Genomic DNA, 20,013 nt, shown 5'->3' on the forward strand with positions numbered 1-20,013 from the left:
CATGTTTGGTAAATTATTAAAATATGAATTTAAATCGACAGCTAAGTGGTATTTATTGATCACCCTGATCGCACTAGGTTTGTCAGTGATTACAGGTGTTATTGGTGGAAGTGCTACAAATGGTTTTGTGGATATGGAAACCAATAGTATGCAAATTATAACGGGGACTCTTGGGATTCTCATTTTTGGAGGAGTCATTGGTCTTTATCTTAGTAACTACTATATTATTATCCGTCGTTTCTATTCCAACTTATACGGACGTGAAGGTTACTTGACTTGGACCCTTCCAGCTAGCCCTCATGCGATCATTTTGTCTAAATTTGTGGGAGCTTTAGTAGCGAGTCTTTACTGCCTATTCCTTCTATTTTTTAGTGGTTTCATCACAATTATTGTGATGGGTGCTGTCATTGGACAAGACATCTCTCCTGTATTTAGTATTATCGCTGAGGCTTTTAGTCATTCTATTGCTTATTGGATTATCGTTTGGTGGATTTTTACCACAGCTTCAGGGATCTTCCTATTTTATGTATCGATCGCACTTGGCCAACTCTTCCAAAATCGTCGTGGATTTAAGGCTATTCTGTTTTTCTTTCTCTTGTGCATTGTTTTAAGTATCATCGGTACAGCAGTCAATCCATTAAAAGATTCATATGCTGTTGGGTCTGCATTGGTTTATGGAAATATTGATGAATTTGGACCTAACTTCATTCCAGGTCTTATCTATGAAGTCATCAAGATTGTTTCTATGTACTTCACCATTCACTATATCAGCAAGTACAAGTTGAATCTTCAATAATAACAGTAAATTGAGCAAGGAGCTTCCCGATGGAAGCCTTCTTGTTCAATTTTTTTCTTTTGCATTTTTGGCTACATTTTGATATACTAATTGTATTCGTTTTGGGGTCGTTACGGATTCGACAGGCATTATGAGGCATATTTTGCAACTCATCTAGCGGATGTAAAACGCCAGTTAAATATAACTGCAAAAAATAATAATTCTTACGCTTTAGCTGCCTAAACACCAGCAGGCGTGACCCGATTCGAATCGCTCGTGTTTGATGACAGGTCTTAATTATAGCGAGATACGATCTAGCTTGGTCTAGGAGTTAGATAAGAGATTGATAGACTCGCAGGTACAGGGCTTGAGTTATGTGTCATGTAGCTGTTAAAAGAAGACATAACCTATGGTTGTAGACAAATATGCTGGCAGGTGTTTGGACGTGGGTTCGACTCCCACCGGCTCCATATTTTTATGCATGGAAGATTACTCAAGAGGCTTAAGAGGCCGTGTTGGAAACGCGGTAGGCGTGTAAAAGCGTGCGTGGGTTCGAATCCCATGTCTTCCGTTGTTGAGACATCATTGTGTAGCAGTGGTGTTTTTTTGTACAAAAAAGAGTCCCAAAAATAGACAAGTGAGGGAGGAGAAGAAGTGATTGCACAGCTAGATACCAAATCAGTCTATACTTTTATGGAAAGCCTTGTGACCATAAAAGACTATGTCCACGTGGCTAAAAGCATGGGGTATGACGCATTGGGAATCATGGATATAGATAATTTATATGGTGCTTATGAATTTATCGAAGCCTGTCAGGCCCACAAGCTCAGCCCCTTGGTCGGTTTAGAAATTGGACTAGAGGTAGAGAATGAAACAATTCCGTTTCGGATGATCGCTCTGTCAACGAAGGGCTACCAGAATCTGATGAAGATGTCAACCGTCAAAATGATGGGGAAGAGCAATTGGGAGGATGTGAAGCACCTAACAGAAGGAGTAGCAGTCATTGTCCCAGCTCCTTTTGCTAGTGGAGCCTTGCCGCTTGGTCTAGATTACTTCATCGGAGTTTTTGCGGATACGCCGGTCCAAGAGTTTAGCCACCCTGTGATTCCTCTTCATACCGTTCGATTTTTTGAGGCGGAAGATGTGGAAGCCATGCAGATGCTAGCAGCCATCAAGGACAATCAAAGCTTGACAGAAACAGGGCCAATTGATCCTACAACGGTCCTTAAAAAACCTCAGGATTTAAAGAGTGATTTTGCAGAGCGCTTTCCGCAAGCTATCACAAATTTGGAAAAACTTGTCCAAGGGATTCAATATGACATTGATACCCAGTTGAAATTGCCTCGCTTCAATCCTCAGAAACCAGCTGTTGAGGAACTGAGAGAATTAGCCCAAGCGGGTCTTCTTCGAAAGAATTTGACCAGTCCGGTCTATCAAGAACGTCTGGAGCATGAATTAGACATTATTCACCAGATGGGCTTTGATGATTATTTCTTGATTGTCTGGGACCTTCTTCGTTTCGGACGGAGTCAAGGCTATTATATGGGAATGGGACGTGGGTCTGCTGTAGGCTCACTGGTAGCCTATGCCCTAGGGATTACAGGGATTGATCCTGTGGAGAAGAACCTCCTGTTTGAGCGCTTTTTAAATGTGGAGCGCTACACCATGCCGGATATTGATATTGATATTCCTGATATCTATCGACCAGAATTTATCCGCTATGTGCGAGACCGTTATGGGAGTTACCATGCAGCTCAGATCGTGACCTTTTCAACCTTTGGGGCCAAACAAGCCATTCGCGATGTCTTTAAACGTTTTGGGGTACCAGAGTACGAATTGACCTCCATTACCAAGCGGATTGGGTTTAGGGATACACTGACGACAGCTTATGAACAGAATCTAGCTTTTCGACAAGTGATTCATAGCCGAGCAGAATTTGAGCGTGGCTTTGAAATTGCTAAAAGAATTGAAGGCCAACCAAGACAGACATCGATCCACGCGGCTGGGGTTGTGATGAGTGACCAGGATTTGACGGATCACATTCCTCTCAAGTATGGAGAAGACATGTTTGTCACCCAGTATGATGCCCATGCGGTTGAAGCCAATGGTCTGTTGAAGATGGACTTTTTGGGTCTGCGAAATTTAACCTTTGTTCAGAAAATGAAGGAAGCCGTCTATGAAAAGTACCAAGAAGAGATCGTGATTGAAGCCATTGATTTAGAAGATCCAGAAACCTTGGCCTTGTTTGCTGCTGGGGATACCAAGGGGATTTTCCAATTTGAACAGGCTGGAGCCATTCGCCTCTTGAGACGAGTGAGACCCAATCATTTCGAAGAAGTGGTAGCGACCACCTCTCTCAATCGTCCAGGGGCTAGTGATTACATTGATAATTTCGTCAAAAGAAAGCACGGCCAGGAAAAAGTTGACATTCTGGATCCAGCTATTGAAGAAATCTTACGGCCTACTTATGGGATCATGCTCTACCAAGAGCAGGTCATGCAGGTTGCCCAGCGTTTTGCAGGCTTTAGCCTGGGAAAAGCCGATATTTTACGTCGGGCTATGGGTAAAAAAAATGCGGCTGAAATGCATAAGATGGAAGACGATTTTGTCGCAGGTGCTCTTAAACTTGGGCATACGGAAGAAAAAGCCAAAGAGGTCTTTGCAATCATGGAAAAATTCGCAGGCTATGGGTTTAACCGTTCCCATGCCTATGCCTATTCTGCCTTGGCCTTTCAGATGGCCTATTTCAAGGTCCATTATCCAGATGTTTTCTTTGATGTCATGCTCAATTATTCGAGCAGCGATTATCTGACAGATGCTCTCCAGTTTGATTTTAAAGTCGCGCCATTATCCATCAACACCATCCCTTACAGAGATAAGTTCCAGGATCGGAAAATCTACTTGGGAATGAAAAATATCAAGGGACTCCCGAGAGATTTAGCGTATTGGATCATTGATAATCGTCCCTTTGAAAGTGTCGAAGATTTTATTTTACGCCTACCCAATCAGTATCATAAATTGCCTTTGTTAACACCTTTAGTGGAGCTTGGATTGTTTGACATCTTTGAAAAAAATAGGCGCAAGGTGCTTCACAATTTGCCGAATTTGTTTGTCTTTGCCGATGAGCTAGGTAGTTTATTTGCAGATTCTAACTATTCCTGGACAGAAGCAGAAGACTTTAGCCAGGCTGAAAAATATGAGAAGGAAGAGGCCATTATTGGTGTCGGGCTCAGTACTCACCCATTGGTTGCGATTGGGCAAACGAGTCCCTACGAGATCCAACCAATTTCTCAACTCATACAAGGAGAGCAGGTACGCATTCTCATTGAGGTACAAAGCATTCGAACCATTCGAACCAAGTCAGGTGATCTCATGGCTTTCTTACAAGTCAGTGATACCAAGAAAAAATTGGATGTGACCCTTTTCCCTGAAACCTACAATCGATTTTCCTCCTTGATAAAAGAAGGTGGCTTTTATTACTTGACAGGGAAGATACAAGAGCGTGATGGGCGCTTGCAGATGATTCTAGCAGAGGCACAACTAGCGACCAATGAAAAGTTCTGGATCCAGTTGCTCGATCATCGTCAGGATAAAACGATTCTTTCTATCTTGAAAAAATATCCGGGCCCATATCCTGTGATATTACGCTATGAAGACGAGAAAAAAACTCTTCAATTGAAGGGCTATACCGTCCAGAAAAACAAAGAATTGGAAGATGAATTAAAGAATCTCGTTATGAAAACGATTTATCGGTAAAAACTGCGAAAAATACGAGAATTTTAGTCTTCTTTGTGTTATAATTACGTAGAATGTAAAAGAAAAAAAGGAGCAAACAACGAAATGAAACGTATTGCTGTTTTAACTAGTGGTGGAGATGCCCCTGGTATGAATGCTGCCATCCGTGCAGTTGTTCGTCAAGCAATTTCAGAAGGAATGGAAGTTTTCGGTATCTATGATGGATATGCGGGAATGGTTGCTGGTAAAATTCAGCCCCTTGACGCCTCATCTGTTGGAGATATTATTTCCCGTGGTGGTACCTTCCTTCATTCAGCTCGTTACCCTGAATTCGCACAACGCGAAGGTCAATTAAAAGGGATCGAGCAATTGAAGAAACACGGGATAGAAGGTGTTGTCGTTATTGGTGGAGATGGTTCTTACCATGGTGCGATGCGCTTGACTGAGCTTGGATTCCCAGCTGTGGGTCTTCCTGGTACGATCGACAACGATATCGTCGGAACTGACTTTACAATTGGTTTTGATACGGCAGTCACAACTGCAATGGACGCGATCGATAAGATCCGTGATACTTCATCTAGTCACCACCGTACTTTCGTTATCGAAGTGATGGGACGTAACGCTGGAGATATCGCTCTTTGGGCAGGGATTGCATCTGGTGCAGATGAAATCATCATCCCTGAAGAAGGATTCAAGATCGAAGATGTTGTTGAGAGCATCAAAGAAGGTTACGCAAAAGGTCGTACCCACAACATCATCATCTTGGCTGAAGGCGTGATGTCTGCAGATGAATTTGGTAAAGCTTTGAAAGAAGCTGGTGATGAAAGTGACCTTCGTGTGACTGAGCTTGGCCACATCCAACGTGGTGGTTCACCGACTGCGCGTGACCGTGTTCTTGCTTCACGTATGGGAGCACACGCTGTTAAATTGTTGAAACAAGGAATCGGTGGTGTAGCCGTTGGTATCCGCAATGAAAAAATGGTGGAAAATCCAATCCTTGGTAAAGCAGAAGAAGGAGCCCTCTTTAGCTTGACAGAAGATGGTAAGATTGTGGTAAACAATCCACATAAAGCTGATCTTGGTCTTGCCGAGTTGAACCGTAGCTTGTCTTCAATTTAATTTTATTTCATAAATTCGTTAACCTTGTCTTAAAAAGACAGATATATTTAAAAAGGAGTCATATATATCATGAACAAACGTGTAAAAATCGTTGCAACTTTAGGTCCTGCGGTAGAAATCCGTGGTGGTAAAAAATTCGGTGAAGATGGATACTGGGCTGAAAAACTTGACGTTGAAGCTTCAGCACAAAACATTGCTAAATTGATCGAAGCTGGCGCTAACACTTTCCGTTTCAACTTCTCACACGGTGACCACCAAGAACAAGGTGAACGTATGGCGACTGTTAAACGTGCAGAAGAAATCGCTGGTAAAAAAGTTGGTTACCTTCTTGATACAAAAGGTCCTGAAATCCGTACTGAATTGTTCGAAGGCGAAGCTAAAGAATATTCATACAAGACTGGTGAACGTATCCGCGTTGCTACAAAACAAGGTATCAAATCAACTCGTGAAGTGATTGCTTTGAACGTTGCTGGTGCGCTTGACATCTTTGATGACGTTGAAGTTGGACACCAAGTATTGGTTGATGATGGTAAATTGGGTCTTCGCGTTGTAGAAAAAGACCCTGCAAAACGTGAATTTGTTGTTGAAGTTGAAAACGATGGTATCATCGCTAAACAAAAAGGTGTAAACATCCCTAACACTAAGATTCCTTTCCCAGCACTTGCTGAACGCGATAACGACGATATCCGCTTCGGTTTGGAACAAGGTATCAACTTCATCGCGATCTCATTCGTACGTACTGCAAAAGACGTTCAAGAAGTTCGTGCTATCTGTGAAGAAACTGGTAACAGCCACGTTCAATTGTTTGCGAAAATCGAAAACCAACAAGGTATCGAAAACTTGGATGAAATCATCGAAGTTACTGATGGTATCATGATCGCTCGTGGTGACATGGGTATCGAAGTACCATTCGAAATGGTTCCAGTTTACCAAAAAATGATTACTTCTAAAGTAAATGCTGCTGGTAAAGTTGTTATCACTGCAACAAACATGCTTGAAACAATGACTGAAAAACCACGTGCAACTCGTTCAGAAGTATCTGACGTCTTCAACGCTGTTATCGATGGTACTGATGCTACAATGCTTTCAGGTGAATCTGCAAACGGTAAATACCCACTTGAATCTGTAGCTACAATGGCGAAAATCGACATGAACGCTCAAACACTTTTGAAAGAATATGGTCGTTTGAACCCTGCTTCATTCGAACGTAACTCTAAGACAGAAGTTATGGCTTCAGCTGTTAAAGATGCTACAAACTCAATGGATATCAAATTAGTTGTAACATTAACTAAGACAGGTCACACTGCACGTTTGATCTCTAAATACCGTCCAGATGCTGATATCTTGGCATTGACATTTGACGAATTGACTGAACGTGGATTGATGTTGAACTGGGGTGTTATCCCAATGTTGACAGATGCTCCTTCATCAACTGATGATATGTTCGAAATTGCTGAACGTAAAGCAGTTGAAGCTGGTCTTGTTAAATCTGGTGATGATATCGTTATCGTTGCTGGTGTACCAGTTGGAGAAGCTGTTCGTACAAACACAATGCGTATCCGTACAGTACGTTAATAGACAATTATATCTTAAAGCCTTGCTGGTTGGTCCGAAAGGATTGACCGCGAGGTTTTTCTTTTTCCTGTTTAGTATGACAAGAATTCTCACTAATGCTTACTTTCTCTTTTTTAAAGATCAAAAACATGGTATAATAAATAAAAAGGAAGGGAGACATTCATGCCAAGGAGAGATTTAATTAGAAATGTCATCATTGTCGGTGTACTGGTTTTGGCACTGATTTTGCTTCGAATCTTTGTATTTCATCCATTTAGTATCAATGATAAAATGGCCAATGCTTCTGTGAAAACTGGAGATCTTGTGGTAGCGACTAGAAATGCTCAGGTAGATCGCAGTGATTTGGTCTTATACAAGGTCGGTGGAAAAGAATACCTTGGACGTGTCATTGCCAAAGAAAACGACGAAGTCAGCTACGTAGATGACGTCCTCTATTTGAATGGACAGGCAACACCAGAACCTTACCTGAACAAAATGCTCAACAAACACTTAGCTGCTCCAACGAGTAATGGGTATTATACGGATGATTTCTTCTTATCAGAGTTAAAAGGGACCAAGGCTGGTCGTGTACCATCCGATACTTATCTTGTCTTAAATGATAACCGTGGAGATACAGAAGATAGCCGTGAGTTTGGTTATATCCATAAAAATCAGATCGAAGGAGTCGTGAATCTACGTCTCTATCCTCTCAATAAATTTGGATTTATAAAAGTAGAAGAATAGCCGAAAGGCTATTTTTTTTTATAAATATCAAAATGAACTAGTTTTTTTCCATTTTTGTGGTAAGATGTTCATTAAATAATTTTTTAGGAGGAGAATGCTATGCAGTATGCTTTGGAAATTTTACCAAGTTTGTTAAAGGGAGCAAGCCTCACCTTGCAAGTGTTTGCTTTCGTATTGATTTTATCGATTCCACTAGGAATCGTTGTTGCATTTTTGCTTCAATTGCGCTCAAAGATCCTGCATGGCCTCCTAACAATTTATATCTGGATCATGCGAGGAACTCCTCTTTTGCTTCAGTTGATCTTTATTTATTACGTCCTTCCAAGTATCGGGATTCGGATTGATCGGTTGCCTGCGGCTATTACAGCCTTCACCCTCAATTATGCAGCCTATTTTGCGGAAATCTTCCGTGGAGGAATTCTCGCCATTCCGACAGGTCAGTATGAGGCGGCCAAGGTCTTAAAATTGAGTTCATGGCAAACAATTCGCTATATTATTTTGCCTCAGGTGGTGAAGATCGTTCTTCCAAGTGTCTTCAATGAAGTCATGTCCTTGATTAAAGACACCTCCTTGGTCTATGCTCTGGGAATTAGTGATTTGATCCTCGCTAGTCGGACGGCAGCTAATCGTGATGCCAGTCTAGCACCCATGTTTTTGGCGGGAGCTATTTATTTAATCCTCATTGGGATCGTGACCATCATTGCTAAGCGAGTTGAAAAGAACTTTTCATATTATAAATAGGAGGAGAAGCATATGTTAGAATTAAAACAAATTTCGAAACGGTTTGGGGATAAGCAGATCTTATCAGATTTCAATCTTCTCGTTCCTGAAAAACAAATTGTCGCCATTGTTGGTCCTTCTGGGGAGGAAAGACTACTTTGCTTCGCATGCTAGCTGGTCTTGAAACCATTGATTCTGATCAGATCATCTACAATGGTGAAAACTTGCCTCTGGATGCCTTAGAAAAACGAAATCTTCTCGGTTTTGTCTTTCAAGATTTTCAATTATTTCCACATTTATCGGTCATGGAAAACCTGATCTTGTCCCCTATCAAGACCATGAATGTGACTAAGGGAGAAGCAAGTAAAAAAGCCATGAGCTTACTGGAGCGCTTGGGGCTCGAACAACATGCGGATGCTTATCCATTCTCTCTATCTGGTGGTCAGAAGCAACGGGTGGCATTGGCTCGTGCTATGATGATCGATCCAGAAATTATTGGCTATGATGAGCCGACTTCGGCCTTGGATCCAGAATTGCGATTAGAAGTTGAGAAGTTAATCTTGCAAAACCGTGAACTGGGGATGACTCAGATCGTTGTTACCCATGATATTCCATTTGCAGAAGCAATTGCGGATGTTCTTCTCAAGGTTGAGCCTAAATAGGAGGAGAGGATGAAACGAGTAATACCATGGCTGCTAGGTGTCCTTAGTCTCGTTCTTCTGACTGCCTGTGGACAGACAGTGAGTGATCCTAAAGTGGACAACTGGCAAAAATACCAAAAAGAGCAGTCCATCACGATTGGTTTTGATAATACTTTCGTTCCCATGGGCTTTGAACAAAAAGATGGGAGCTACGCTGGTTTTGATATTGATTTGGCCAATCAAGTCTTTGATTCTTATGGGATTCATGTCAACTGGCAACCCATTGATTGGGATATGAAAGAGACGGAACTGAAAAATGGGACCATTGATGCCATCTGGAATGGCTATTCGGCTACAGATGAACGTCGGGAGAGTGTTGCTTTTACCAAGCCCTATATGAAAAATGAACAAGTCTTGGTCACTAAGAAAGCCTCTGGGATCCAATCAGTCGATGGGATGAAAGAGAAACGATTAGGTGCCCAGACCGGATCGTCTGGCTATATGGATTTTGAAGCCAATCCTAAAATCTTAAAAAATAAGGTTAAAAATCAAAAGGCTACCCAATACCAGAGTTTCAACGAGGCGCTGATCGATCTTCAGAATGATCGGATCGATGGCCTCTTAATCGACCGTGTCTATGCCAACTATTATCTGCAGACGGAAGGAATTTTAAAAGACTACAATGTCTTTCCTGTCGGTTTTGAAACTGAATCCTTTGCGGTAGGAGTGCGCAAGGCGGATAAAACCTTGAAGAAAAAAATTGATGAAGCTTTTGTAAAACTCTATCAAAAGGGCCAATTCCAAAAGATCTCTAAGAAGTGGTTCGGAACGGATGTAGCAACAGACGATATCAAGTAAAAAAGCTAGGAAATGATTCCTAGCTTTATATTAAAGACAAAGTTATCTCAAAAACTTTCCTTAGGTGAGTACGGACGTCAGCGAACTTCTACGAAGTTCCATGACTTAGTTTTGAACCTAAAGTTTCAAAACTCCCGAGTGCTAGAAACACTAGTGTTTCTAGCACTTTTCTCACAGCGGAAAGTTTTGGTATACTTTTGATTCATTTTAAAAATTAGAAAATTTTTAGAGGATCAATTAACTTTTTTTATAAGGTTTGGCTGCTCTCTCAAGCTAGGAAATACTTCCTGGCTTTTTAATCTGTTTTATTTGTAATTTGATGGAAAATCTTTTGCCAAGTTTCGTGGCGACGCCAGAGACTGGTATGGATTTGACCGTCTAGTTCATAGCGTATGAGTTTGGTTTTTTGGCTGATGGACTCCAGTTCAAAGTTTTGGAATTGAACTTGGTCGCTTGCGAGAGCCTCTATTAATTCTGCCTTGTTGTGTTCGTGACCGGTATCGTCAATCAAGGTATAATTATCCGCTAGCAATGTATCAAACTCTTGCTTAGCATAGAGGCGTTTTTCGTAGGTTAAGAGTTTCTTTTCAACGTTTTCGATCAGCTCATCTTCAGGAATTGAGCTAGGTTCCACATGGACGTCAATGTCAAAGACTCCAAATTCTTCTTTTAGGAGATTCTCGACTTCTTCTGTGATCGCATGGCTTTCATAGACTGAAAGATCGGGATTCATCTCCAAGACAACGTCCAGATAGATATTGCTTCCGTAGGTCCGTCCGCGTTGGTATTTCACACGCGCAATCTTAGGGAGTTTTAAAATAGCTTTTTCGTAATCTTCGAGGAGACTATCGTCAAAGCCATCTGAAAGACTAAAGGAAGATTCCATAAAAATATCGTAGGCTGTTTTGAGGATAAAGAAGGTGATGATGATGGCTACGATTTTATCGACAATTGGATAGTTAAAAGCACTAGCAGCGATCGCGATCGACGTTCCAAGAGATGTGACGACGTCTGAAAGATTGTCTTTTGCGGCTGCTTTTAAGGCTTTGGATTTGGCTCGTTTGGCTAAGCGAAGATTGTAGAAATAAACGCCTAGCATGACAAGGGCTGAAACCACTCCGACGCCAGCACCGAGTGGATCAATGCTAACTGTTTCATTGCTGAAGATCTTTTGGAGGGTATCGCGTAAGACATCAAAACCGACATAAAACATAATGATGGAGGTAACTAGACTAGCTAGATCCTCAATTTTCCAGTGACCAAACTTGTGATCGCGGTCAGCAGGTTGGCGAGCGAGACGAATCCCGATGAGCAGGGCAGCATTGCTGATGATATCTGATAAGTTGTTAAATCCATCGGCTACCAAACTAGAGGAGTGAAGCAGATGGCCAGTAGCTAATTTTGCTGAAGAAAGTAGTAAATAGGCTAAAATACTGATGATGGCACCACGTTCGGCCAGTTTTAAGTTACTGTATGGTTTTTCCAAAATTTCCTCCTACAACCTCGGATATGAACCTGTTTTCTTTAAGCTACTATTATATCGTTTTTGGAAGGGAAATTCAAATGAGTCCTTTTTTAAAAGAAGCTAGGCAGGTTTTGTGGTATAATAGAACGATTGAATGAATGAGGAGTATGAGATGAATCCTTTATTGAATGGTATGAATGATCGCCAAGCAGAGGCGGTCCAAACGACAGAAGGTCCCCTCTTGATCATGGCGGGGGCTGGTTCTGGTAAGACACGTGTCCTGACCCACCGCATCGCTTACTTAATCGATGAAAAAATGGTCAATCCTTGGAATATTTTGGCCATTACCTTTACCAATAAAGCCGCTCGGGAAATGAAGGAGCGGGCTTATCAGTTGAATCCAGCCACCCAAGATTGCTTGATTGCTACCTTCCACTCCATGTGTGTGCGCATCCTCCGTCGAGATGCGGATCATATTGGCTACAATCGCAATTTTACCATTGTCGATCCGGGTGAGCAGCGGACCTTGATGAAGCGGATCTTGAAGTCCTTGAATTTAGATCCAAAAAAATGGAATGAACGGACTATTTTGGGGACTATTTCCAATGCTAAAAATGACCTGATCGATGAAGTAGCCTATGCTGCCCAGGCGGGAGATATGTACACCCAGATCGTCGCCAAGTGTTATGAGGCTTACCAAAAGGAACTCCGTCAGTCAGAAGCAGTGGACTTTGATGATTTGATTATGCTGACCTTGCGTCTTTTTGATCAGCATCCTGATGTGCTGACCTATTACCAGCAGAAGTTCCAATACATCCACGTGGATGAGTACCAAGATACCAACCATGCCCAATACCAGTTGGTCAAACTCTTGGCTTCACGTTTTAAAAATGTCTGTGTCGTTGGGGATGCGGACCAGTCTATTTATGGCTGGCGGGGAGCAGATATGCAGAATATCCTGGACTTTGAGAAGGATTATAAGGAAGCTAAGGTCGTCCTCCTAGAAGAGAATTACCGCTCGACTAAGACGATTTTGCAAGCAGCCAATGATGTCATCAAAAACAATCGCCACCGCCGTCCGAAGAATCTCTGGACACAAAATGAAGACGGGGAAGAAATTGTCTATTACCGGGCTAATGACGAGCAGGATGAAGCAGTCTTTGTTGCTAAAACGATTGAAGAGCTTAGTCGCGAAGCTGGCTACAAGCACCGTGATTTTGCCGTTCTCTACCGGACTAATGCCCAGTCACGGACCATTGAAGAAGCCCTACTCAAGTCCAACATTCCCTACACCATGGTAGGGGGCACCAAGTTCTACAGCCGTAAGGAAATTCGAGATGTCATTGCTTATCTGAACTTGATTGCCAATCTCAGTGACAATATCAGTTTTGAGCGCATTATCAATGAACCCAAGAGGGGAATCGGGCCAGGTACAGTGGATAAGATTCGTGATTTTGCTCAAATGCAAGAGTCCTCACTCCTGGATGCTTCAGCCAATATCATGCTCTCAGGCATCAAAGGAAAGGCTGCCCAAGCCATCTGGGACTTTGCCAATCTCATTCTTGATTTGAGAGAAAGATTGGACCAGCTGACCATTACAGAGTTGGTCGAAGAAGTCCTTGACAAGACAGGTTATATGACGGCCCTAACCAATCAGGGGAATTTGGAAAGTCAGGCCCGCATCGAGAATATCCAAGAGTTCCTGTCTGTTACTAAGAATTTTGATGAAAATGGAGAGATCGTCGAAGACGAATCAGGTGTGGAAACCTTGAGTCGCTTCTTGAACGATTTGGCTTTGATTGCCGATACAGATGACGGGGCCCAAGAAACTTCAGAAGTGACCCTGATGACCCTTCACGCGGCCAAGGGATTGGAGTTCCCAGTCGTCTTCTTGATTGGAATGGAAGAAAATGTCTTTCCTCTTAGTCGTGCGGCAGAGGATCCAGACGAGTTGGAGGAAGAACGTCGTCTGGCATATGTGGGGATCACGCGGGCAGAGAAGGTTCTCTTCTTGACCAATGCCAACTCACGTTTGCTCTTTGGACGGACCAGCTACAACCGGCCGACGCGTTTCATCAATGAAATTAGCTCGGATTTATTGACCTACCAAGGATTAGCCCGTCCAGTCAACACTAGCTTTAAGGCTTCTTATAGCAATGGAGGCGGAACGACCTTTGGAAAAGGAATGAGCCTGTCACAAGCCCTTCAAGAGCGCAAGAGACAAGCATCCCCAAGTGCTCTCACGTCATCAAGCCTACCTTTTGGCAATAGCAACCGAGCTGCTGTTAAAGAAAGCGTCGCTTGGTCCATTGGCGACATTGCCATTCACAAGAAGTGGGGTGAAGGGACTGTCCTAGAAGTCTCTGGTAGTGGTAGTACCCAAGAGCTCAAGATCAACTTCCCAGAAGTGGGTCTCAAAAAACTCTTGGCCAGTGTCGCGCCAATTGAGAAGAAATAAACTGAAACCAGTAAGCCTAGCTTGCTGGTTTTGTCGTTTTATAAAACTTCCCTTAGGTGAGGGCGGACGGTAGCGACTCCCTTTGGGATTCCATACCTTAGATTTGAGCCTTACGTCTCAAATCTACCGAGCAGTAGAAACAAATCTGTTTCTACTGCTTTTCTCACGGCGGGAAGTTTTAATGGTCATCGTTCTGCTTTCTCAAATTCTCTCATTTACTCTATTCACTGTCATAAATTAGGGAAATAGTAGGAGCAAGCCTCGTTTGCTGGTTTTGATTTTACAGGTAGCATGATATAATATAGTAAGAATAGAGAAAGAGGCATGCTATGAACGAAATCAAGTGCCCCAACTGTGGGGAAGTTTTTACGGTCAATGAAAGTCAGTACAGCGAACTCTTGTCACAGGTACGGACAGCAGAGTTTGACAAGGAAATTCATGAGCGGATTCGACAAGAGTTGGCATTAGCAGAGCAAAAGGCCCTTAATGAGCAACAAGAGAAGTTAGCCAAGAAGGATCAAGAAATTGCCCAGTTACAAAACCAGATTCAACAGTTTGATACTGAAAAAGAATTGGCCAAAAAAGAGGTGGAGCAAACCGCTAGCCAAAGTCTGCTAGAGAAAGAAAAAGAAGTGCAAGCACTAGAAAATCAGTTGGCTACCTTGCGCTTGGAGCATGAGAACCAACTGCAAAAGACACTCTCTGACTTGGAGAAAGAAAGGGATCAGGTTAAAAATCAGCTTCTCTTACAAGAAAAAGAAAACGAGCTTTCTTTAACATCTGTTAAACAAAACTACGAAGCCCAGCTTAAGGCGGCCAATGAACAGGTCGAATTCTACAAGAATTTCAAGGCCCAACAGTCGACCAAAGCAATCGGAGAAAGCCTGGAACAGTATGCGGAGAGTGAGTTCAATAAGGTTCGCAGTTTTGCCTTCCCAAATGCCTATTTTGAAAAGGACAACAAGGTCTCTGCGCGTGGGTCTAAAGGCGACTTTATCTTCCGCGAGTGCGATGAAAATGGGGTAGAGATTATCTCCATTATGTTCGAGATGAAGAATGAAGCCGACGGGACAGAGAAGAAGCATAAGAATGCGGATTTCTACAAGGAATTGGACAAGGACCGTCGAGAAAAGAACTGTGAATATGCGGTTTTAGTGACTATGCTTGAGGCAGATAACGACTACTTCAACACAGGGATTGTCGATGTTAGCCACGAGTATGAGAAGATGTATGTGGTGCGTCCTCAGTTCTTTATCCAGATCATTGGGCTCCTGCGTAATGCGGCCCTTAATTCCCTTAAATACAAGCAGGAATTGGCGCTTGTCCGTGAACAAAATATCGATATTACCCACTTTGAAGAAGACCTGAATGCATTTAAGGTAGCCTTTGCTAAGAACTACAATTCAGCCTCAGTCAACTTTGGCAAGGCCATCGATGAAATCGACAAAGCCATCAAGCGGATGGAAGAAGTCAAGAAATTCCTGACCACATCCGAAAATCAACTTCGACTTGCCAATAATAAATTGGATGATGTTTCCGTTAAAAAATTGACACGGAAGAATCCAACTATGAAAGCTAAATTTGATGCTCTGAAAGGAGAATAATCTTTGTATTCAGCTAAGAACGCTACCTTGTCCATGAATGGGAAAACCATGGACTATGTGACATTTGGAAAAGGAAAGGACCCTCTAGTAATCATACCAGGCTTGGGGGATGGGTTACAGACCGTTAAAGGAAAGGCACAACTCTTTTCTCTCTCGTATCGTCTACTTGCTAAGCGATATAAGATCTATGTTTTTTCTCGAATCAATGAGTTGAGGCAGGGCTATACGACGCGGGATATGGCAGCAGATGTAGCAGAAGCAATGGAGGCACTGCACTTAGATACCGCTTATGTTATGGGGATTTCACAAGGTGGAATGATTGCCCAATGGTTGGTGGCGGATTTCCCTGAAAAGGTTCAAAAGCTCATCTTAGCCGTAACCACTGCAAAACCTAGTCAACTTGCTAGAGAACGAATTGAGCATTGGCAAAAACTTAGTCAATCTGGAAATTTTAAGCATCTCATGCTGGATATTGCAAAGCATTCCTTCACGCAAAAGAGTTATCAAAAGTGGCGGTTGCTTTATAATATTATGGGTCGCTTGGGGCGAATCAAAGATGAAAATAGAATAGCCATTCAGTCTCAGTCTTGCCTGGAACATAATAGCCTGGAGGTCTTAAAAGAAATTCAATGTCCGACCTTGGTCCTTGGTGCACTTGAAGATGATGTGATCGGTGTGAACGATTCCAAGGAACTGGCAAAAGCGATTTCGGGTTGTCAACTCCTCATTCTTAAGCACTCTGGGCATGCTCTTTATGAAGAAAATAAAGCATTTCAAGAGGTTGTCTGTGAATTCTTAAACTAAAAAAGAGAGTGGGACAGAAATCGGTAATTCGTTAGAATTCGATTTCGTCGTCCCACCTCCGCACAGTTGAGTAGGGCTGTAAAAGCTGATGAAATCAGCGTAGTAGAGCCCACTCAACCACTGCGTCTTGCTCGACAATCCAAAAATAATTGAGAGGCTAGGACTTTTGTCCCAGCCTCTTTTTTATGTTAGTTAAATCGCAAAGAGATCGTTTAGGTTTTCTGCCATGGTTGGGTGGGTAAAGATTTGTTTTGCGATGTAAGTATAAGGGATCTTGTTGTCCATGGCCATGGTGATCAGGTTGATGATTTCGCCTGCAGCTTCTCCAAAGAGCGTCACCCCAAGAATTTCTTTAGTTTCTGGGTTGACCACGGCTTTGAAGGCCCCTCGAAGGTCTGCATTGACGTGTCCGCGTGGCATAGCAGCAACTGGCAATTCTTTAACAGCAACTGGAAGTCCTTTGTCACGTGCTTCTTGCTCGGTCAAGCCGACTTGGGCCAGTGGAGGAGCAATAAAGAGTGTTGTCGCATAATTGTGACGAGTTTCGAGATTGTAGCTACCATCGCCTGTAAGGTAGTTGAAGACAATGCGGAAGTCATCGAGTGACATGTAGGTGAATTGAGGACCACCATTGACATCGCCAACTGCAAAGACACCAGGGACGCTGGTTTCCAAATGACGGTTGACTTGGATCGCTCCACGATCAGTGACTTGGATATCTGTGTTTTCAAGACCAAGTCCAGCTGTGTTTGGTTTACGTCCTGTTGCGTAGAGAAGGATATCAAACTCGAAGTCTCCCTTATCTGTGACAATCGTTAAGCTGTTTTGGCCATCTTTGATTTCTTGGGTATGAACGCCTTGCAAGAATTGAATGCCATCTTCTTCAAGGTAGCTTTTTGCAAGAGCTGCAATACTTGGCTCGATCCGTGGCAAGAATGTTTCAGAAGCATCCAATACCGTTACTTGGCTGCCCAAGGTATTATAGAGATGAGCAAATTCCAATCCGATAGGTCCACCACCAAGGACACCCAGGCGTTTAGGTAGGTTTTCCAAACGTTGAATACCGGTTGAATCCACGGCAAATTTACTTTCAGCCAAACCTGGGATCGGAAGGACAGTTGGCACAGCACCAGTATTAATAATAATGGTTTCAGCTGTCAATTCTTCCTTTTCATCTCCAGCTTGAATTTCGATGACCTTGTTAGAAACGAAACGAGCCGTCGCGTCGATAATGTCTACACCAGTTCCAGCAATAGTTGCATAGTTCTTGCCATTGAGACGAGTAGTGACTGCATTTTTCTCATTCATGGCTTGCTCAAAATCCAAGCCTTTTTCTGCTGCGACGATTAAGGTCTTAGTTGGAATACAAGCGATATTGATACAAGTACCACCATACATAGACTTGCTCTTTTCAATCAGAGCAACTTTTTTTCCTTGGCTTGATAATTTCGCTGCGAGTGTTTTACCAGCTTTACCAAATCCAATCACAATAACATCATACATTAACATATGTTACACCTTCTTTCGCTTTCTATTGTATCAAACCCATTTTAAAAAGTCTGAAATCTGCTACGGTATTTTTTAGGAGCTCATGAGAAGGGGGAAAGAGGGACAAGAAGTCTTGTTTCATGGTATAATAAAGGGTCGGTGGCCCGGATGGTCACACAAGAGTTAGAAAGAGCAAATCAGATGGACGGAATTATCAATGTAAAAAAGGAAGCAGGCATGACCTCACATGATGTGGTCTTTAAACTGCGAAAAATCTTAGGAACTAAGAAGATCGGCCATGGGGGAACGCTGGATCCAGATGTGGTGGGAGTGCTTCCGATTGCAGTTGGAAAGGCGACCCGGATGGTCGAATTCATGCAAGATGAAGGTAAGGTCTATGAAGGAGAAATCACTCTGGGATTTTCTACCACGACGGAAGATGCCAGCGGTGAAATCGTAGAGCGGACCCCAGTGGAAGCGCCTTTAGATGCAACAGAGGTCGATCGCATGATTGCCCAGATGGTGGGAGAGATCGAGCAGGTACCACCTATGTATTCAGCGGTCAAGGTTAATGGACGTAAGCTCTATGAATATGCGCGGGCAGGAGAAGAAGTGGAACGTCCTGTCCGGCAGGTAACCATTTATGAATTCACACGCACCAGTGAGATTGGCTACGAGGAAGGTCTAGCCCGTATTCGTTTCCGGGTCAAATGCAGCAAGGGCACCTATATCCGGACCTTGTCTGTGGACCTTGGTCAGAAACTGGGCTATGCTGCCCATATGTCTCATCTGACACGGACCAGTGCTGCCGGTTTGTCACTGGCTGATGCCCTGACCTTGGAAGAAGTGGCTGAAAAAGTAGCCCAAGGAGATTTGAGCTTCCTTCACCCACTTGAAATTGGCACCGGGGATCTGGAAAAAGTAGAGCTGACAGTAGAAGAGGTTAGCGAAGTCCAAGTGGGACGCTTTATTCCAGTTGAGAGTGACTCCAAAGAGTTAGCTGCTTTTTACCAAGGAAAATTGGTAGCCATTTTAGAAAAAAGAGAAGAACTTTACAAACCTCGAAAAGTCTTTCTAACAGAAAGTGTGTTACAATAAATTCATGAATATTCGTACGATTACTACTGCTAACCAGATCCATTTGGAGAATGAGACAGTTTTGGTTCTGGGCTACTTTGATGGCCTGCATCTGGGGCATCAAGAACTCTTTAAAAAGGCGCGTCAGATCGCGGATGAAAAAGGCTTGAAGGTTGCTTTGTTAACCTTCCCTGAATCTCCTAAGTTAGCCTTTGTTCGCTACCAACCAGAATTACTACTTCATTTGCAGAGCCCTGAGGATCGGTTCCAAAAATTAAACGAACTAGGAGTGGATGAGCTCTTCCTCATTGATTTTACGACCGATTTTGCTTCTAAAACTGCGAAAGAATTTGTCGATCAATTTGTCAAAGCCTTGAGAGCCCGAGTTTTAATTGCTGGATTTGATTATAGTTTTGGCTCTGATAAGAAAACGGCCTCTGACTTAGTTGCTTATTTTGATGGTCAAGTGGAAGTCATTTCTCCTGTATTGGATCAGGGGGAAAAGATTAGTTCGACCCGCATTCGTCAAGCTGTCCTAGAAGGACGCGTCAAAGAAGCTGCCCGTCTACTTGGTCACCCTTTATCCAGTCGGGGAATCGTCGTGCACGGGGATGCGCGTGGCCGCACCATTGGCTATCCTACCGCCAATTTAGCGCCGATTGACCGGACCTATCTCCCATCAGATGGGGTTTATGTAGTTGATGTCGATTTTAAAGGGCAGACCTATCGAGGCATGGCTTCTGTCGGGAAAAATGTCACCTTTGATGGGAAAGAGCTTCGTTTCGAAGTCAATCTCTTTGATTTTACAGGAGATATCTACGGTCATACCCTGACCATTCATTGGTTAGATAAGATTCGAGAAATGGTTAAATTCGATGGGATCGATCAACTAGTGGCGCAACTAGAAGAAGATGAAGCAGTTTCACGAAACTGGGCCAAGGGGCTGGGACAAAAGTCCTAGCCTCTCAATT

Annotated in this window: 14 protein-coding genes, 1 tRNA gene, 1 other RNA gene and 1 pseudogene; 15 read left to right on the top strand and 2 right to left on the bottom strand. The window is 43.0% G+C overall.

What is annotated here, in order from left to right; genetic code table 11:
* The first annotated feature begins 1 nt into the window (after position 1).
* From HMPREF2918_RS08165 to HMPREF2918_RS08210, 10 genes and pseudogenes are all read left to right on the top strand, one after another.
* Positions 2 to 796: a hypothetical protein gene (locus tag HMPREF2918_RS08165; protein ID WP_049490573.1), complete on the top strand. Its 795-nt coding sequence runs from the start codon at positions 2 to 4 to the stop codon at positions 794 to 796.
* A gap of 103 nt (positions 797 to 899) precedes the next feature.
* Positions 900 to 1,248: a transfer-messenger RNA gene (gene ssrA / locus HMPREF2918_RS08170) on the top strand.
* 10 nt (positions 1,249 to 1,258) lie between these two features.
* Positions 1,259 to 1,346 (top strand) — tRNA-Ser (locus HMPREF2918_RS08175).
* Positions 1,347 to 1,429: 83 nt separating this feature from the next.
* The gene (locus HMPREF2918_RS08180) at positions 1,430 to 4,531 is read left to right on the top strand and encodes a DNA polymerase III subunit alpha (RefSeq protein ID WP_049490576.1); all 3,102 of its coding nucleotides are present in this window, start codon (positions 1,430 to 1,432) and stop codon (positions 4,529 to 4,531) included.
* Positions 4,532 to 4,615: 84 nt separating this feature from the next.
* A complete protein-coding gene (gene pfkA, locus HMPREF2918_RS08185) occupies positions 4,616 to 5,629 on the top strand; it encodes a 6-phosphofructokinase (protein ID WP_021152956.1) in 1,014 nt (337 codons plus the stop codon).
* Positions 5,630 to 5,698: 69 nt separating this feature from the next.
* Positions 5,699 to 7,204: a pyruvate kinase gene (gene pyk / locus HMPREF2918_RS08190; protein WP_049490578.1), complete on the top strand. Its 1,506-nt coding sequence runs from the start codon at positions 5,699 to 5,701 to the stop codon at positions 7,202 to 7,204.
* 162 nt (positions 7,205 to 7,366) lie between these two features.
* Positions 7,367 to 7,927, top strand: a complete 561-nt coding sequence (gene lepB, locus HMPREF2918_RS08195) for a signal peptidase I (RefSeq protein ID WP_003006560.1) — start codon at positions 7,367 to 7,369, stop codon at positions 7,925 to 7,927.
* 99 nt (positions 7,928 to 8,026) lie between these two features.
* Positions 8,027 to 8,668: an amino acid ABC transporter permease gene (locus HMPREF2918_RS08200; RefSeq protein WP_049490580.1), complete on the top strand. Its 642-nt coding sequence runs from the start codon at positions 8,027 to 8,029 to the stop codon at positions 8,666 to 8,668.
* 12 nt (positions 8,669 to 8,680) lie between these two features.
* Positions 8,681 to 9,309: pseudogene (locus tag HMPREF2918_RS08205) on the top strand (amino acid ABC transporter ATP-binding protein).
* Positions 9,310 to 9,318: 9 nt separating this feature from the next.
* Positions 9,319 to 10,146 carry an amino acid ABC transporter substrate-binding protein gene (locus HMPREF2918_RS08210; RefSeq protein WP_049490584.1) on the top strand — a complete coding sequence of 276 codons (828 nt, stop codon included), beginning with the start codon at positions 9,319 to 9,321 and terminating at the stop codon, positions 10,144 to 10,146.
* 295 nt (positions 10,147 to 10,441) lie between these two features.
* On the opposite strand, the gene HMPREF2918_RS08215 is transcribed toward HMPREF2918_RS08210, so the two are convergent.
* Positions 10,442 to 11,632, bottom strand: coding sequence for a cation diffusion facilitator family transporter (locus HMPREF2918_RS08215; protein ID WP_070595176.1), 1,191 nt, complete (start codon positions 11,630 to 11,632; stop codon positions 10,442 to 10,444).
* 151 nt (positions 11,633 to 11,783) lie between these two features.
* Here HMPREF2918_RS08215 and pcrA point away from each other — a divergent pair, with 151 nt between their 5' ends.
* From pcrA to HMPREF2918_RS08230, 3 genes are all read left to right on the top strand, one after another.
* Entirely contained in the window at positions 11,784 to 14,069 is a 2,286-nt protein-coding gene (pcrA, locus tag HMPREF2918_RS08220) for a DNA helicase PcrA (RefSeq protein ID WP_070595177.1), read from the top strand.
* A gap of 329 nt (positions 14,070 to 14,398) precedes the next feature.
* Positions 14,399 to 15,673, top strand: a complete 1,275-nt coding sequence (locus tag HMPREF2918_RS08225) for a DUF2130 domain-containing protein (RefSeq protein WP_049488189.1) — start codon at positions 14,399 to 14,401, stop codon at positions 15,671 to 15,673.
* 3 nt (positions 15,674 to 15,676) lie between these two features.
* The gene (locus tag HMPREF2918_RS08230) at positions 15,677 to 16,477 is read left to right on the top strand and encodes an alpha/beta fold hydrolase (protein WP_070595179.1); all 801 of its coding nucleotides are present in this window, start codon (positions 15,677 to 15,679) and stop codon (positions 16,475 to 16,477) included.
* 192 nt (positions 16,478 to 16,669) lie between these two features.
* Here HMPREF2918_RS08230 and HMPREF2918_RS08235 read toward each other — a convergent pair whose 3' ends face one another.
* Positions 16,670 to 17,986: an FAD-containing oxidoreductase gene (locus HMPREF2918_RS08235; RefSeq protein ID WP_070595181.1), complete on the bottom strand. Its 1,317-nt coding sequence runs from the start codon at positions 17,984 to 17,986 to the stop codon at positions 16,670 to 16,672.
* Positions 17,987 to 18,166: 180 nt separating this feature from the next.
* Between HMPREF2918_RS08235 and truB the strand changes: the two genes are divergently transcribed.
* Both truB and HMPREF2918_RS08245 read left to right on the top strand, forming a co-directional pair.
* Positions 18,167 to 19,063 (top strand): tRNA pseudouridine(55) synthase TruB, encoded by an 897-nt coding sequence (truB, locus tag HMPREF2918_RS08240; RefSeq protein ID WP_176745996.1) that lies wholly within the window; start codon positions 18,167 to 18,169, stop codon positions 19,061 to 19,063.
* A 4-nt stretch (positions 19,064 to 19,067) separates the two neighbouring features.
* Positions 19,068 to 20,003, top strand: coding sequence for a bifunctional riboflavin kinase/FAD synthetase (locus tag HMPREF2918_RS08245; protein ID WP_070595185.1), 936 nt, complete (start codon positions 19,068 to 19,070; stop codon positions 20,001 to 20,003).
* Positions 20,004 to 20,013 lie beyond the last annotated feature (10 nt).

Origin of the sequence: Streptococcus sp. HMSC065C01 (assembly GCF_001813525.1) — a bacterium.
Taxonomy (GTDB): Bacteria; Bacillota; Bacilli; order Lactobacillales; family Streptococcaceae; genus Streptococcus; species Streptococcus parasanguinis_V.

Coding starts and splice junctions, on each gene's coding strand:
- HMPREF2918_RS08210 (WP_049490584.1), top strand. CDS start 9,319: ATGAAACGAGTAATACCATGGCTGCTAGGTGTCCTTAGTCTCGTTCTT.
- HMPREF2918_RS08245 (WP_070595185.1), top strand. CDS start 19,068: ATGAATATTCGTACGATTACTACTGCTAACCAGATCCATTTGGAGAAT.
- truB (WP_176745996.1), top strand. CDS start 18,167: ATGGACGGAATTATCAATGTAAAAAAGGAAGCAGGCATGACCTCACAT.
- pcrA (WP_070595177.1), top strand. CDS start 11,784: ATGAATCCTTTATTGAATGGTATGAATGATCGCCAAGCAGAGGCGGTC.
- HMPREF2918_RS08165 (WP_049490573.1), top strand. CDS start 2: ATGTTTGGTAAATTATTAAAATATGAATTTAAATCGACAGCTAAGTGG.
- pyk (WP_049490578.1), top strand. CDS start 5,699: ATGAACAAACGTGTAAAAATCGTTGCAACTTTAGGTCCTGCGGTAGAA.
- HMPREF2918_RS08200 (WP_049490580.1), top strand. CDS start 8,027: ATGCAGTATGCTTTGGAAATTTTACCAAGTTTGTTAAAGGGAGCAAGC.
- pfkA (WP_021152956.1), top strand. CDS start 4,616: ATGAAACGTATTGCTGTTTTAACTAGTGGTGGAGATGCCCCTGGTATG.
- HMPREF2918_RS08225 (WP_049488189.1), top strand. CDS start 14,399: ATGAACGAAATCAAGTGCCCCAACTGTGGGGAAGTTTTTACGGTCAAT.
- lepB (WP_003006560.1), top strand. CDS start 7,367: ATGCCAAGGAGAGATTTAATTAGAAATGTCATCATTGTCGGTGTACTG.
- HMPREF2918_RS08235 (WP_070595181.1), bottom strand. CDS start 17,986: ATGTTAATGTATGATGTTATTGTGATTGGATTTGGTAAAGCTGGTAAA.